Origin of the sequence: Streptomyces sp. SD31 (assembly GCF_052068475.1) — a bacterium.
In the GTDB taxonomy this organism is placed as follows: domain Bacteria; phylum Actinomycetota; class Actinomycetes; order Streptomycetales; family Streptomycetaceae; genus Streptomyces.
Genome location: NZ_JBQHCX010000001.1, coordinates 15,434 through 30,319, shown reverse-complemented (window position 1 = coordinate 30,319; position 14,886 = coordinate 15,434). Strand labels below are relative to the sequence as shown.

10 protein-coding genes, 1 tRNA gene and 1 riboswitch are annotated in these 14,886 nt (G+C 70.5%); of the genes, 5 read left to right on the top strand and 6 right to left on the bottom strand.

Annotation, left to right across the window (positions count from 1 at the left end):
- Window positions 1-169: 169 nt before the first annotated feature.
- A complete protein-coding gene (locus ACTMVF_RS00095; RefSeq protein ID WP_441268892.1) occupies window positions 170-3,448 on the top strand; it encodes a S8 family serine peptidase in 3,279 nt (1,092 codons plus the stop codon).
- A 101-nt stretch (window positions 3,449-3,549) separates the two neighbouring features.
- Here the strand turns inward: ACTMVF_RS00095 and ACTMVF_RS00090 are convergent, their stop codons facing one another.
- On the bottom strand, window positions 3,550-4,194 hold the full coding sequence (locus ACTMVF_RS00090; protein ID WP_441268891.1) for a GTP cyclohydrolase II: 645 nt from the start codon (window positions 4,192-4,194) through the stop codon (window positions 3,550-3,552).
- A 178-nt stretch (window positions 4,195-4,372) separates the two neighbouring features.
- The gene (locus tag ACTMVF_RS00085; protein ID WP_441268890.1) at window positions 4,373-4,888 is read right to left on the bottom strand and encodes a MarR family winged helix-turn-helix transcriptional regulator; all 516 of its coding nucleotides are present in this window, start codon (window positions 4,886-4,888) and stop codon (window positions 4,373-4,375) included.
- Window positions 4,889-4,959: 71 nt separating this feature from the next.
- On the opposite strand from ACTMVF_RS00085, the gene ACTMVF_RS00080 reads away from it, so the two are divergent.
- From ACTMVF_RS00080 to ACTMVF_RS00065, 4 genes are all read left to right on the top strand, one after another.
- Window positions 4,960-6,102, top strand: a complete 1,143-nt coding sequence (locus ACTMVF_RS00080; protein ID WP_441268889.1) for a dihydrofolate reductase family protein — start codon at window positions 4,960-4,962, stop codon at window positions 6,100-6,102.
- Between the two features lie 47 nt (window positions 6,103-6,149).
- A tRNA-Met gene (locus ACTMVF_RS00075) sits at window positions 6,150-6,223 on the top strand.
- Between the two features lie 445 nt (window positions 6,224-6,668).
- Window positions 6,669-6,826: riboswitch (cyclic di-AMP (ydaO/yuaA leader) on the top strand.
- 11 nt (window positions 6,827-6,837) lie between these two features.
- Window positions 6,838-7,863 carry a M23 family metallopeptidase gene (locus ACTMVF_RS00070; protein ID WP_441268888.1) on the top strand — a complete coding sequence of 342 codons (1,026 nt, stop codon included), beginning with the start codon at window positions 6,838-6,840 and terminating at the stop codon, window positions 7,861-7,863.
- Window positions 7,864-8,011: 148 nt separating this feature from the next.
- Window positions 8,012-8,959, top strand: a complete 948-nt coding sequence (locus tag ACTMVF_RS00065; RefSeq protein ID WP_441268887.1) for an aldo/keto reductase — start codon at window positions 8,012-8,014, stop codon at window positions 8,957-8,959.
- 130 nt (window positions 8,960-9,089) lie between these two features.
- On the opposite strand, the gene ACTMVF_RS00060 is transcribed toward ACTMVF_RS00065, so the two are convergent.
- The 4 genes from ACTMVF_RS00060 to ACTMVF_RS00045 all read right to left on the bottom strand — a co-directional run bounded on the left by ACTMVF_RS00060 (window position 9,090) and on the right by ACTMVF_RS00045 (window position 14,355).
- Window positions 9,090-10,421, bottom strand: a complete 1,332-nt coding sequence (locus tag ACTMVF_RS00060) for a PrsW family intramembrane metalloprotease (RefSeq protein WP_441268886.1) — start codon at window positions 10,419-10,421, stop codon at window positions 9,090-9,092.
- A 228-nt stretch (window positions 10,422-10,649) separates the two neighbouring features.
- On the bottom strand, window positions 10,650-11,513 hold the full coding sequence (gene trmB / locus ACTMVF_RS00055) for a tRNA (guanosine(46)-N7)-methyltransferase TrmB (RefSeq protein ID WP_441268885.1): 864 nt from the start codon (window positions 11,511-11,513) through the stop codon (window positions 10,650-10,652).
- Between the two features lie 85 nt (window positions 11,514-11,598).
- Entirely contained in the window at window positions 11,599-12,828 is a 1,230-nt protein-coding gene (gene lhgO, locus ACTMVF_RS00050) for an L-2-hydroxyglutarate oxidase (RefSeq protein WP_302003700.1), read from the bottom strand.
- 102 nt (window positions 12,829-12,930) lie between these two features.
- Window positions 12,931-14,355, bottom strand: coding sequence for a hypothetical protein (locus ACTMVF_RS00045; RefSeq protein ID WP_062702981.1), 1,425 nt, complete (start codon window positions 14,353-14,355; stop codon window positions 12,931-12,933).
- Window positions 14,356-14,886 lie beyond the last annotated feature (531 nt).

Here is a 14,886-nt window from a genome sequence, read left to right as displayed (position 1 = left end):
GCATGGCGGGTTTGTGCCAGTCAGCGATCTCCGCTCCCTGAACTATCAACAGAAATCGGTCCCTTGAGGAAAGCTGGGCGATCATCCGGGATCACATTCCGGACCGCGGCGGTCGAAGGTGCTCGATCCGGCCGCCGATGCCTTCATTCCTTCAGCACCAGGGATCACCATGCCCCCCACCCCCCACCCGGCCCCGATACCGGGGGCGAAACGCGCCGCCCGTATCGCCGTGGCCGCAGGCCTCGTTGCAGCGCTCTCCGCGGCCGGGCCCGTACCCCTCGCCCTCGCCGCGGACGGCTCCACCGCCACCGCGGCCGACCCCGGCGTCAAGTCCGCGCACGACAAGCTCGGTTCGGACGACGCCGACCTCCTCGCGGAGGCCAAGGCACAGCGCGACAAGACCGTCACGATGATGATCGTCACGGCACCCGGACGGACCGAGAAGGTCGCCGAGGAGCTGGACGCGGTCAAGGGCGGCTCCGTGGGCCGTACGTACGACAAGCTCGGCTACGTACGGGCCACGGTGCCGACCGCCAAGGCGGAGTCGGCCATCGCGGCCGCCGCCAAGCTCTCCTCCGTGCAGGCCATCGACCTGCGGGACGAAATACCCCTGGAGGAGCCGAGCCTCGAAAGCGGCGGCAAGTCGAGCGCCACCGCGGCCACTTACTCCGGCCCGGACAAGAACACCCCCGCGAAGAACCCGTACAACCCGTCCTTCGAGACGGGCGCCGTCGACTTCGTGAAGAAGAACCCGAAGGCGGACGGGCGTGGCGTGACCATCGGTGTCCTCGACACCGGCGTCGACCTCGCCAGTCCCGCACTGCAGAAGACGACGACCGGTGAGCGCAAGATCGTCGACTGGGTGACCGCCACCGACCCGCTGGTCGACGGCGACGGCACCTGGCGGGCGATGACCACCTCCGTCGCCGGGCCCTCCTTCACCTACGGCGAGAAGACCTGGAAGGCCCCTGCGGGCTCGTTCCAGATCAGCACCTTCCGTGAGGCCGTCACCAATCAGGGCAAGGTCACGGAGGGCGACGCCGACGGCGACGTCAACCGCGACGGCGACACGACCGACGACTGGGGCGTGCTGTACGACGCCAAGGCCGGCACGGTCACCGTCGACGTCAACGACAACGGCGACTTCACCGACGACACGCCGATGAAGCCTTACAAGGACGGCCACCAGGTCGGCCACTTCGGCACCGACGACCCGGCTACGGACATCCCCGAGAGCCAGGACTTCGTCGTGGAGGTCCGCAAGGACGTCCCGATGGATCCGCTGGGCGGCGACTGGGTCGGCAAGAAGGCCGACTTCGTCAACATCGGCCTCACCGCCGGTTCGCACGGCAGCCACGTGGCCGGCATCACCGCCGCCAACGGCATGTTCGGCGGCAAGATGAACGGCGCCGCCCCCGGCGCGAAGATCGTCTCCTCGCGGGCCTGCCTCTTCGGCCCCGGCTGCTCCAACGTCGCCATCACCGAGGGCATGATCGACCTCGTCGTCAACCGTGGCGTCGACGTCGTCAACATGTCCATCGGCGGCCTGCCGCCCCTGAACGACGGCAACAACGCCGGCGCCGAGCTGTACACGCGGCTCATCGACACGTACGGCGTCCAGCTCGTCCTCTCCGGCGGCAACTCCGGTCCCGGCGCCAACACCATCGGCGACCCGGGTCTGGCCGACAAGGTCATCTCGGTCGGCGCCGGTGTCTCCAAGGAGACCTTCGCCGCCAACTACGGCACCGGCGTCGAGAACAAGTACCAGCTGTTCAACTTCTCCTCGCGCGGCCCGCGTGAGGACGGCGGCTTCACGCCGACGGTCGTCGCCCCCGGCGCCGCGGTCAGCACGATCCCGGCCTGGATGCCCGGCTCGCCGATCGCCGAGGCGGGCTGGAAGCTGCCGGCCGGCTACGCCATGTACAACGGCACCTCGATGGCGGCCCCGCAGACGGCGGGCGCGAGCGCGCTGCTGCTGAGCGCCGCCAAGCAGCAGGGCATCAAGCTGACGCCCCAGAAGCTGCGCACCGCGCTCACCTCGACCGCCCACCACATCGAGGGACTTCAGGCGTACGAGGAGGGTGCCGGCCTCATCGACGTCGTCGACGCCTGGAAGGCGATCAAGGCGGGCGCCACCGCGCACGACTACGCCGTGAAGGCCCCGGTCGACACCGCGCTCGACCAGGCGCTGAAGACGCCGGGCTTCGGCACGGGCGTCTACGACCGCGAGGGCGGCCTCAAGGCCGGGAAGAAGAAGACGTACGACGTCACGATCACCCGTACGTCCGGCCCCGCCGGCTCGCTCCCGCACATCCTGCGCCTGGCGAACAACAAGGCCCGCACCTTCTCGATCGTCGGCCCGAAGGTCGTCGACCTGCCGCTGAACAAGGCGGTGACCGTCAAGGTCCAGGCCGCCCCGAAGCACGCGGGCATCAAGAGCGCGATCCTGGAGGCCGACGACCCGAGGACCGTGGGCGTCGACAAGCAGATCCTGAACACCGTCGTGGTCTCCACGCCGCTCCAGCACACCTTCACCGCGTCCGGGTCGGTGCAGCGCAACAACGTCAAGTCGTACTTCGTCACCGTCCCCGAGGGCACGAAGTCGCTCCAGGTCACGCTGGGCGGCCTGGCGGAGGGCAGCCGGACGCTGTTCAGCGCCATCAGCCCGTACGGCACCCCGGTCGCCGACAACGACCCGAACACGACGGACATCGCCTCCTACGAGGACCCGCTGCCCGGCGTCTGGGAGATCGAGGTCGACTCGCGCCGTACGTCGGCCCTGCTGGACAACCCGTACAAGCTGAACGCCACCGTCTACGGCGCGTCCTTCGACCCGGCGGCCGTGACGGTGCCTGAGGCCAAGGTCGGTACTCCGGTCGCCGCCTCCTGGACGGTGACCAACAAGCTGGAGGCCGTGGAGGGCAACCTCAAGGGCGGCGCGCTCGGCTCGTCGAAGACCGCGCGGCCGACCATCGCCGACGGTGAGACGCAGACCAGCACCGTCGAGGTGCCCGAGGGCACCACGTCGCTGGACGTCGCCATCGGCAAGGTCTCCGATCTGGCCTCCGACCTCGACCTGAACGTGTACGACGCCGAGGGCGAGCTCGTCGGTCAGTCCGCGGACGGCGACTCCGAGGAGGCCGTCTCCATCGCCAACCCGGCCGCCGGCAAGTACACCGTCGAGGTTGTCGGCTTCGAGGTGCCGTCCGGCTCCACCGAGTACGACTACCGGGACGCGTTCTTCTCCTCCGCGCTCGGCTCGGTCACGGTCGACGAGTCGACGCAGGTGAAGCTCGGCACGGGCGACTCGGCGAAGGTGGCGGCGAACGTCACGGTCGCGCGGGCCGTGCCCGAGGGCCGGCAGCTCTTCGGTGAGGTACGGCTGGTGAACACGCGCGGGACGACCGCGGGTGTCGGCGGGGTGACGATCGAGAAGGTCACGCCGTAGTCGGCCGTAGTCGGCCCTAGTCGTATGACGCATGGCCGAGGGGCGGGTGTCCGATCAGGACACCCGCCCCTTCGTTCTGTCTGCCGCGTGCTGCCGTCCGCTCAGCCTACGTTCAGCCCCGCGAGATCCCCCAGCGGCAGCGTGTGCTGGGTCTGCAGGACCTTCGCGCGCAGATAGCGGACGTTGTCCGGTGTGGCGAAGACGCCGGTGGGGACGCGGCCCTGGACCTGGATGCCGAGGGCGCGCAGCTGGTCGGCCTTGTCGGGGTTGTTGGAGAGCAGGTCCAGTTCGCCGATGCCGAGGGCGGTGAGCATCTGGGCGGCCGCCGTGTAGTCGCGGGCGTCCTCCGGCAGGCCCAGGGCGGCGTTCGCGGCGTAGGTGTCGAGGCCCTGGTCCTGGAGGGCGTACGCGTCCAGCTTGTTGTAGAGCCCGATGCCGCGGCCCTCCTGGCGCAGGTACAGCAGCACCCCGCCGCGCTCGGCAATGCGCTCGACGGCCTCGCGCAGCTGGGGGCCGCAGTCGCAGCGGGCCGAGCCGAAGACGTCGCCCGTCAGGCACTCGGAGTGCAGCCGGACGAGCGGGGTGGTGCCGGGGGCCGGGTCGCCGAGGACGACGGCCACGTGCTCCTGGCCGTCGGTCAGGCCGTGGAAGGTGACCAGCTCGGCGTCCACGGAGTAACCGTCGTGGAAGCGCAGCGGGACCCGGACGCGGGCGCGCTGGGTGGCGGCGGCGGTGAAGTCGGGCATGCGGGATCTCCGGGTTCCGTACGTGGGCCGGCTGCTTCAGATTTGAAGCAGCTCCTCGGTGCAGGACCCTACCCCATGCTTTAAATTTGAAGCAACAAGTTTGTCGCCCGCGTCACAGGCCGGTCGGACTCGGGCCTCGTTGCTCCTGCCCCACGACTCTTGCCTCCCGACTCCTGCCTCACGAACAGGACTTGCCGGAGCGCCGCCGCCAGGGCACGTCGTCGGCGGTGGCGTGCGCGTCCTCTCCCTGGAAGCCCTCGGCGACCGCGGTGAAGATCTCCTCCAGCTGTCGGACCTGCTCCGGGGTCAGCCGGTCGAAGAGCAGCGCCCGTACGGTCTCCACGTGCCCCGGAGCCGTGCGCTCCAGGACGCGCATCCCTTCCTCGGTGATCGCCGCGATGCTGCCGCGCTTGTCCCAGCGGCAGTCCTCGCGCCGCACCAGCCCGTCCTTCTCCAGGCGCGTCACGGCGTACGTCAGCCGGCTGCGGGTGATCTTCAGCCCTTCCGCGAGATCGGTCATGCGCAACCGGCGCTCCGGAGTCTCGGACAGGGTGGCGAGGATGGAGTAATACAGATGGGGCATGCCGGCTTCCTGCTGGAGCTGCCGGTCCAGCGCGTCCTCCACGAGGGCGGCGGAGGCGATGTAGGCGCGCCAGGCGCGCTGCTCCTCGGGAGTGAGCCAGCGAGTCGTCATGCCCCCAGTGTAGGTTTGTTTCAAACTTGAACCAAGCCCGAGTTTCCCCGACCGAGCCGGAGAGCGCGCCGATGCCGTCGTACCCCTACGTCCTGCTGTCCGCCGCGGTCTCGCTGGACGGCTACCTCGACGACACCACCCCCGAGCGCCTGCTCCTCTCCAGCCCGGCCGACTTCGACCGCGTCGACGAGGTACGGGCCTCCGTGGACGCGATCCTCATCGGTGCCGGCACGATCCGGGCGGACAATCCCCGGCTGCTGGTGAACTCGGCCGAGCGGCGGGCCGCGCGGGTGGCGGCGGGCAAACCGGCGTATCCGCTGAAGGTCACGGTCAGCGCGTCCGGCGAACTGGATCCGGCGGCGAACTTCTGGCACACGGGCGGCGAGAAGATCGTCTATACGACGGAGAAGGGCGCGGAGCGGCTGCGGCGGACGCCGGTCGCGGCGGACGTGGTCGCACTGGGCGCGGACCTGGACTGGCGGGGGCTGCTGGAGCACCTGGGCGAGGTGCGCGGCGTCGAGCGGCTGATGGTCGAGGGCGGCGGCACGATCCACACGCAGCTGCTACAACAGGGCCTCGCGGACGAGGTGCAGCTGGTGCTGGCGCCGCTGTTCGTCGGGGACCCGGACGCACCGCGGCTGTTCGGGCCGGGTGGGTATCAGGGCGGCCGGCTCCGGCTGCTGGAGGCGCGACGGATCGAGGACGTCGTCCTGATGCGCTACGAGCCGACGGCGCCCGGCGTCGGCACTCTTCCCTCCGCCGCGGATCGGCACTGGCTGGCACTGGCGTGTGACCTGGCGGCGCAGTGCCCGCCGTCGAAGACCGCCTTCAGCGTCGGGGCGGTGGTCGTGGCGGCCGACGGCACGGAGCTGGCGCGGGGGCACTCCAGGGAGGGCGGCGATCCCGTGGTGCATGCGGAGGAGGCGGCGCTGGCGAAGATCGCGACCGGTGATCCGAGGCTGGCGTCGGCGACCGTATACAGCAGCCTGGAGCCGTGCACCCGGCGGGCCTCCCGGCCGGCGCCCTGCGCGCGGCTGATCCTGGAAGCGGGGGTGCGGCGGGTGGTGACGGCTTGGCGGGAGCCGGACACGTTCGTGGTGGGCGCCGACGGGAGCGGGCTGCTGGCGGGGGAGGGGGTGGATGTCCTGGTCATGCCGGAGTACGAGAATCGGGCAAAAGCCCCGAATGGTCACCTGCTGCCGTGGCGCCGGTAAAGGCGTGTGCTTTCTGTCCTGCGGATGGCGTACTATTGAGTCATCGCCGCGGGGTGGAGCAGCTCGGTAGCTCGCTGGGCTCATAACCCAGAGGTCGCAGGTTCAAATCCTGTCCCCGCTACTGAAAGCTCAGGGCCGGAACCAATTGGTTCCGGCCCTGAGTGTTTTCTCGACGATTTTCCGACTCGCTTCCCGCCCCCCACTTCGGCAGCAGCCCTGGTGAGGTGGGATGAACGGCGGATCTCGTACGCGCGCCGGTCCGTCCGGCTGCTCTGCGTCCTGCGGGGCGGCATGGCGCACGACCTGGCTCTCATGGCCGTACGACGGCCTTGATCGTTGTCACCGGATGTGATCGGCTGACTGCCCTCCGCATAACAACTGACATACCGTCAATACCTGTGTGGTTCCTGAGTCCCGGCCAACTCGCCCGATTTAGGCCGCTCATGACCCGTAAGTCCGGGCGAAATTAGTTAATGATCAAGTGGAACAGCTTGGAATCCGCACCCCGCGTCTATTAACGTTCGATAACGCAGCGCGGTCGTCCCAGCCGTCACAAGAGGCGGCTCCGTGCGCACGCGCCGAATCCCGCAAGGGAACCGGGGAACCACCACCTTGGGGTGAATCGCATGGATGCCGCCGTGAACTCACGGCCGGTATACGCGCGTAGGAGACCTTCCTGCTCCGAACCCGTCAGCTAACCCGGTAGGCGAGAAGGAAGGAAAGGAGCACGCCCACGTGGCGTCCAACAGGCCTGCCCAGCAAGCCCCGTTCGTGCCGAGCCAACGCGGTACCGACAGCTTCGGCTACGACCGCTACCGCACCGACGAGGGCCCGTTGGAGGAGTGGAACCCCACTGCGGAATCCATTCGTCCCGTACGCGGCAGGCATCGCGTCTCCAAGCAGCGCGGCGGGGGACTCGCCCGCAGCTCCACGGTTCTCGGCGTCGGTGTCATAGCCGCCGTCGGCGCGGGCGGCATGGCCAGCGCGAACAGCGGCAAGCCGCCGGTCGCCATCACCATGCCGGACCTGCCGCTGATCTCCGACGACTCCGCCGAGCCCGCCGAGGACACGGCCACCGCCCTCAGCACCATGGGCACGGCGACCGAGGAGACCGCGCAGGGCACCACCGACGCCGGCGAGGCGCTGCGCAGCCGGATCATCGCGCAGGCCGAGCTGCAGCAGGACCAGATCGACGACAAGGCCGCCGCGGCCGCCGTCGCCGCCGCCGAGAAGGAGGCCGCCGCCGCGGCCGCCAAGGCGGAGAAGGAAGCCGAGGCCAAGGCCGCCGCCGCGAAGGCCAAGGCCGAGGAGGAGGCCCGCAAGAAGGCCGAGGCCGAGCGCCTCGCCGAGCTGGCCAAGCAGTTCACGCTGCCGACCTCCTCGTACACCATCACCTCGACCTTCGGTCAGGCCGGCGCCTACTGGTCCTCCGGCTACCACACGGGCCTCGACTTCGCCGCCCCCACCGGCACGCTGATCAAGGCGGTTCACTCCGGCACGATCACCTTCGCCGGCTGGGACGGGTCGTACGGCTACAAGACGGTGCTCACCCTCGACGACGGCACCGAGCTCTGGTACGCGCACCAGTCCTCGATCAGCGTGAGCGTCGGCCAGAAGGTCAACACGGGCGACGTCATCGGACGCGTGGGCGCCACGGGCAACGTGACCGGTGCGCACCTGCACCTGGAGGTGCACCCCGACGGCAGCACGAGCGGCATCGACCCGCTGGTGTGGCTGCGCGGCAAGGGGCTCACGCCCTGAGGTTCCCCCACGTCTGATCCCCGGCGGTCCTGACGGCAACCCCCGACGTCAGGGCTGCCGGTTTCCGGAGCGCCGGGGTCCGCTTGTTTACGGGAACTTTGCGGCGGGCGTGGAAGAGCGCCCTCCGCCAAGGGCGTTGATATGGAGCATGACTGCTTCCCTGCGCAAGCTCGGCTCCTCCGACCTAGAGGTCTTCCCGCTCTCCCTCGGCGGCAACGTCTTCGGCTGGACCGCCGACGAGACCCAGTCCTTCGCCGTCCTCGACGCCTACGCGGCGGCGGGCGGCAACTTCATCGACACGGCCGACTCGTACTCGGCGTGGGTCGAGGGCAACGTGGGCGGCGAGTCCGAGACCATCATCGGCAGCTGGCTGAAGGCGCGCGGCAACCGGGACGACGTCGTGATCGCCACGAAGGTCAGCCAGCACCCCGACTTCCAGGGCCTGACCGCGGCCAACATCAAGGCGGCCGCGGACGCCTCCCTGCGCCGCCTCGGCACCGACCACATCGACCTCTACTACACCCACTTCGACAAGCCGGAAGTGCCGGTCGAGGAGATCATCGGCGCCCTGGACGACCTGGTGAAGGCCGGCAAGGTCCGGCACATCGCCGCGTCCAACATCTCGGCGGAACGGCTGGCGGCCTCCCTCGCCTTCTCCGACCGCGAGGGCCTGGCCCGCTACGTCGCCCTCCAGCCCCACTACAACCTGGTCTCCCGCGACACCTACGAGGGCGAGCTCCAGAACCTCGCCGAACGGGAGGGCCTCGCGGCGGTCCCGTACTACGCCCTCGCGTCCGGCTTCCTCACGGGCAAGTACCGCGCCGACACGGCGGTACAGAGCCCGCGCGCCCAGGGCGCCGGCAAGTACCTGGAGACAGAGCGTGGCCGACGGGTGCTGGCCGCGCTCGACGAGGTCGCCCAGGCCCATGAGGCCCCGGTGGCCACGGTGGCCCTGGCCTGGCTGGCGACCCAGCCGACGGTAGCCGCCCCGATCGCCTCGGCCCGGACACTCGAACAGCTGCCGGCGCTGCTGGGGGTGGCGGAACTGAGGCTGACGGACGAGGAACTGGGGAAGCTGACGGAGGCCTCGGCCTGAGCACTGAGGATCACTCCCCGGCGCCGGCCCAGGGGGCGGCAGCCCCCTGGCGGGTTGAAGGGGCGGAGCGCCTTCAGGATGGGACGGGTAAGGGCGGCGGGGGCGAGCCAACCACTCCGCCCCCCGACGCTCACGTCCGATACGGGTTGTACGCGGGATACGGCGCCGTCCCGTACCTGGGCCCGTACGGCTGCCCATACGACGGCCAGTAAACCGGCACCGGCGCCCCATACCCGTACGCCGACCAAGCCTGCGCGGCCCCCGCATGCTCAAGCGCCGGCCGCGCCAGCTCCCGACGCCGCCACAACTCGTGCAGCAACTCCCGTTCCCGTACGGCGAAGTCGGCCCCGGCCCGCCCGCGCCGCCCCCGATGCCGCAGGAAGGCCAACGACGTGGCGTACGCCTCGTACTGCGCCACCCCCCGAGCCGCAGCCCGCCCCCCACGGCGCCGCGCATACTGCCGTGCCATCCGCCTGGCCCGCATCGAGCCGAGCACGAAGGGCTCGCCCGGCGTCAGCCACCCGGCGACGACATAGGCGGGCAGCTCCTCGCGCACGGTCCGCAGCTCACGCTGCCGGGTCCAGATCACCAGCCACGTCAGCAGCCCGAACGCGGGCACCATGAAGGCCGCGTACACGGCGAAGAACCCGAACTCCCCGAAGGCCGACGAGCCGTTCCACAGCGCGTGCATGCCCATGGCGAGCAGCAGCCCGGAGAGGGGAAGGAGGACGCGCCGCGCATGCTGCCGCTCGCCCGACAGGGCGGCGATGCCGAAGCCGATGCCGGTGAGGACCGTGAAGAGGGGGTGCGCGAAGGGCGACATGATCACCCGGACGAAGAAGGTCGCCGCGGTCACGGAGGCGATACCGCTGTCGCCGGAGAGCTGGTCGGTACCGAAGGCGGTGCCGAGGTAGAGGATGTTCTCGGTGAAGGCGAAGCCGGTGGCGGTGACCCCCGCTATCACCACGCCGTCGACTATCCCGGTGAAGTCCCGTCGGCGGAAGAGGAAGACGAGCAGGACGGCGGCGGCCTTCGCGGTCTCCTCCACGACGGGCGCTATGACCGTCGCGCCGAGGGTGTCCGCGTGCGACGGGTCGGCCGTCGCGGTCGCTATCCATCTGGTCGCGAAACTGTTGGCGACGATCGCTATCAGCGCCGCCGCGCAGGCGCCCCAGGCGAACGAGAACAGCAGATTGCGCCAGGGCCCCGGCTCGACCCGGTCCAGCCACCGGAAGGAGGCGACGAGCAGCGGCACGGGCAGGATGGCGAGTCCGAGCCCGACCAGGAACCCTTCGGTGCCGGTCTGCTCACGTACCAGGGCGAGGATGACCAGCCCGGAGAGCGCGAGCAGCGTGCTGAGCGCGCCATAACGCACCCACCGCTTCTGCCACCAGTGCGCGTGCCGCCGTGCGCCGCTGGTGGGGCCGGTGGGGGGCGTCGGGTACGGGGGACAGGTGGCCACGGCATTGACCCTAACGAGGCAGGGGCGCCGCCCGCAGCAGCGCGAGGGGCTCTGGCGCCGGTGGGGGTTTCTTCGGTGCTCTGCTGTAAATGCTCTTGTCGGTGCTGTTCGTCCGGTCGTCGGCCGGATGCTCTTCCCGCCCGGTCGTCCACCGGATGCTCTTCCCACCCGGTCGTCCACCGGATGTTCGTCCCATCCGGTCGTCCGCCGGACGTTCTTCCGCTGCTCCTACCGCTGTACGCGCCGGAAGAGCAGGTCGTTCACCACATGACCCTTGTCCAGTCCCTGCCCCTCGAAACGGGTCAGCGGCCGGAACGGGGGACGGGGCGCGAAACCGCCGTCGTCCTGGGTGTTCTCGAAGGCGGGGTGCGCGGTCAGCACTTCGAGCATCTGTTCGGCGTACGGCTCCCAGTCGGTGGCGCAGTGCACGAGGGCACCGGGCTTCAGCCGGGTCGCGGCGAGGCCGAGGAACTCGGGCTGGATGAGCCGCCGCTTGTGGTGCCGCTTCTTGGGCCAGGGGTCGGGGAAGTAGACGCGCAGCCCGTCGAGCGAGTCGGGCGGGAGCATCTCGCGCAGCAGGATGATGGCGTCCCCGTTGCCGACCCGGATGTTGGACAGCCCGTTCTGGTCGGCCAGATTGAGCAGGTTGCCCTGCCCGGGGGTGTGGACGTCGACGGCGAGGATGTTGGTGCCGGGGTCGGCGGCGGCCATCTGGGCCGTGGCCTCCCCCATCCCGAAGCCGATCTCCAGCACGACGGGGTTGTCGTTCCCGAACAGCTCGGCGAGGTCCACGACGCCCCGGCCGTCGATGTCGAGCCCCCACTTGGGCCACAGCCGCTGCAAGGCGTCCGCCTGCCCCGCGGTCACCCGGCTCCGCCGCGGCTGGAAGCTCCGGATCCGCCGCTCGAAGTGCGACCCGGCGGGGTCGGGCCTGGGCCCGTCCGGGAACCGGGGCTCACCCTTGGCCCGGGTGTGCCGAACCGAGACACCGGGGACGTGGCCGGAGTGGTCCTCGCCGGGAATGCCGGGAATGCCGGGCTGACCGGGGGTACCGGGCCGGGAGACGTCGGGGGCGTTGAGGGAGTCAGACACAGTGGGGTCGATTTTACGTGCTCCGCACGACCACCCTCCGGGCCGCGACCGTCACGGCCGGCACCCTCGCGCCCCCCTCGGCCGCTCAAGCCTCCCCGAGCACCGCCAACGCTCTGCGCGCCACCTCCCGCCCGATCGGCAGCGAAGCCGTCGCCGCAGGGCTCGGCGCGTTCAGCACATGCACCGCCCTCGGCCCCTCCCGGATCAGGAAGTCGTCCACCAGCGTTCCGTCCCGCAACACCGCCTGCGCCCGCACCCCGGCCGCCGCGGGCACCAGATCATCCGCCGTCACCGCCGGCAACAGCCTGCGCACCGCCACGCCGAACGCACCCTTGGACACCGACCGCCGCAGCTCCCCGGCCCCGTACCGCCAGTGCCGCCGCGCCATCCGCCACACCCCGGGCCACGCCACCGTCGCCCCGGCCTCCCGCGGCCGTACCACGCCCCAGCTGTAGCCCTCCCGGGCCAGCGCCGGCACCGCGTTGGGCCCGATGTGCACATCCCCATCGATCCCGCGGGTGAGGTGCACTCCGAGGAACGGGAACGCCGGATCCGGCACCGGATACACCAGCCCCCGCACCAGCTCGGGCCGCGCCAGCGAGTAGTACTCCCCCCGGAACGGCACGATCCGCACCTCCGGCTCGTCCCCCGTCATCCGGGCCACCTCGTCGCAGTACAGCCCGGCACAGTTCACCAGCACCCGCCCCCGCACCACGTCCCCGCGCGTGGTCCGTACGGCGACCCCCAGCTCGGCCCGCCGGTCGACGCGCTCGACCTGCGCGCCGTACCGGATCTCCGCCCCCGACGCCTCGGCCAGCTGCCGGGCGACCCCGACGAAGTCGCACACGCCCGTCGTCCCGACGTGTATCGCGGCGAGCCCCCGCACCTCGGGCTCGTACTCCGCGATCTGCGCGGCGCCCAGCTCCCGGACCGGAATCCCGTTCTCCCGCCCGCGCTGCACCAGGGCGTGCAGCCGCGGCAGCTCCTCCCGCTCGGTCGCGACGATCAGCTTGCCGGTGACGGCGTGCGCGATGCCGTATTCCGCGCAGAACTTGACCATCTCGGCGGCGCCCCGCACCGCGTACCGCGCCTTCAGCGACCCCGGTCGGTAGTAGATCCCGCTGTGGATGACCCCGCTGTTGCGCCCCGTCTGATGCCGGGCGGGACCCGGCTCCTTCTCCAGCACGGTCACCCGCGTGCCGGGTGCGGCCCGCGTGATCGCATACGCGGTGGACAGCCCGACGATCCCCCCACCGATCACGAGCACGTCACAGTCGTAGACGATCCCCGGCCGCACCTGCACCACCTCCTGCATCCGATAGTGCACTGCGCCACTGACAACGCGTTCAAACGCAGGAGGGACGGGGCCCTCCGTTCCTCTTCTTGTCCCTGTTCCGGTTCTTGTCCCTGTTCCGGCTCAGGCGGGGGCCATCAACAACGGTCGTGCCCGCTCCCGCAGCTCCACGACCCGCGGCTCGTCCCCGTACGGCTCCAAACGGTGCAGGAGATCCTTCACGTACTCCGTGGTGCGAGCCGACGATATGCGCCCCGCGACCTCCACCGCCCGCACCCCCTGCTCGCACGCCGCATCGAGATTGCCCGACTCGAGCTCGGCCACCGCCGAAACGACGAGCCGCAGTCCGTGCGACCGTACGAACTCCTCCGTCGGCTTCGACAGCGCCTGCTCCGTGAACCGCCGCACCTGCCGCGGCGCCTTCAGGTCCCGGTAGCACTCGGCGGCGTCCGCGGCGAACCGGTCGTAGGAGTAGAACCCGAGCCAGGAGGGATCGTTGTCCCCCTCCCGGGACCGCTCCAGCCACCCCTCCGCCGCCTTCAGCGCCGCGCCGGCCGCCTGCGCGTCACCGGCGCGCGCGTGCGCGCGTGCCTCGACGAGCCGGAAGAAGCTCATGGTGCGGGCCGTGGCGAGCCCCCGGTTGCGTTCCAGGGCGGCCTGGGCGAGGTCGACGCCCTCGTCGCCGAAGCCCCGGTAGGTCGCCTGGAGCGACATCGACGCCAGGACGTACCCGCCCAGGGGCACGTCGGCGGCCGCGCGCGCGAGGCGCAGTGCCTGGATGTAGTACCGCTGGGCGGCCTCCTGCTGCCCGGTGTCGAAGGCCATCCACCCGGCGAGACGTGTGAGCTCGGCACTCGCCCCGAACAGGGCCCGGCCCACCTCGTCGGAGTACGAGCCGAGCAGCAGCGGTGCCGCCTCCACCCGTAAGCACTCGGGCACCATGGACGAACGCCAGTCGCCGCCTCCGTACTTGGAGTCCCAGCGCCTGGCGTCCTCGGCGGCCTCGCGCAGCTTCTGCACATCGCTGTGGCCGACTTTGAGCGGTGCGCCGGAGTCCTCCGCGGAGTTCACCTCGCGCGCCACCGAGCTGTCGGCCGGGGTTATCAGCCACCGTGAGGCAGGCGTTGCGTATGCGCTTACTGCGAACGATCCGGCCAGCGACTGCCAGATGCCTCCCGAGCCGGCGCGGCGGCCGGCGAGGTCGAGACGGTACAGCTCCGTCGCCGACTTCACCGCCTGTCCGACGTCCCGGGGGAAGGCGAGGCCCACTTCGGGTGCGGGGTCCGCGTCCGCCAGGCCGATCTCGTGGAGCGGCACCGGACGGCCCAGCTTCTGGCCGATGGCGGCCGCGATGAGGTGCGGCGCGGCGCCCTGCGGCACCATGCCTTTCGACACCCAGCGCGCCACCGACGTCTTGTCGTAGCGAAGAGTCAGGCCCCGCTGAGCGCCAAGATCGTTGACGCGTCGGGCGAGTCCTGCGTTGCTGATTCCCGCGAGGGCGAGAACGGCGCCGAGTTTTTCGTTCGGCCCGCGTTGCTCCCTGGACATGCGCCACCCCTCGACACAGACGGCTGCCGCGCTGGCATAACCACGCGGCATTCGTAAACCCAGCGTAGTTCGCCGCATCCCAAGCGTTAAGGGGCATTCTTCCGGATGGCGGGATTGTGGTCCGCACTCAAGTGCACACCCCCTACGCACAGTTGTGGCGTGCTCCCGTTGTGTGGCTGTGCGCCTGTCCGTGCGCTCTTCTCCAGCCACCGGGGGAGCGGTTCCATGGCTCCTGCGTGGGTCGGCCCGCTGTACTGGATCCAGTGGGCTGGGGGATTCCGCCGCCTACATCCCCGCGGGTGGCGGAACGGTCCGGGGGGCGTGCGGCGTTCCCCGGACTGCGCGCACGCCGAGTACGGCGAGTAGTGCGCAGGACTTGCACGGAGCGTGCGTGAGCCTGTCCCTGCAGCGCCGATTTGGCCGAAAATCGACCCTGCTTCTTCCCGGTAATTACCGCTCCCACCACGGAACTTGAGGGCGCAGGGGGCGTTTTTGGGGAGCGTACCGGGGGCGCATTCGCGTCGCAGACGT

Excerpts from the sequence above, each read along its gene's own strand:
- ACTMVF_RS00095 (WP_441268892.1), top strand. The coding sequence starts at position 170 with ATGCCCCCCACCCCCCACCCGGCCCCGATACCGGGGGCGAAACGCGCC.
- ACTMVF_RS00090 (WP_441268891.1), bottom strand. The coding sequence starts at position 4,194 with ATGCCCGACTTCACCGCCGCCGCCACCCAGCGCGCCCGCGTCCGGGTC.
- ACTMVF_RS00085 (WP_441268890.1), bottom strand. The coding sequence starts at position 4,888 with ATGACGACTCGCTGGCTCACTCCCGAGGAGCAGCGCGCCTGGCGCGCC.
- ACTMVF_RS00080 (WP_441268889.1), top strand. The coding sequence starts at position 4,960 with ATGCCGTCGTACCCCTACGTCCTGCTGTCCGCCGCGGTCTCGCTGGAC.
- ACTMVF_RS00065 (WP_441268887.1), top strand. The coding sequence starts at position 8,012 with ATGACTGCTTCCCTGCGCAAGCTCGGCTCCTCCGACCTAGAGGTCTTC.
- lhgO (WP_302003700.1), bottom strand. The coding sequence starts at position 12,828 with ATGCAGGAGGTGGTGCAGGTGCGGCCGGGGATCGTCTACGACTGTGAC.
- ACTMVF_RS00045 (WP_062702981.1), bottom strand. The coding sequence starts at position 14,355 with ATGTCCAGGGAGCAACGCGGGCCGAACGAAAAACTCGGCGCCGTTCTC.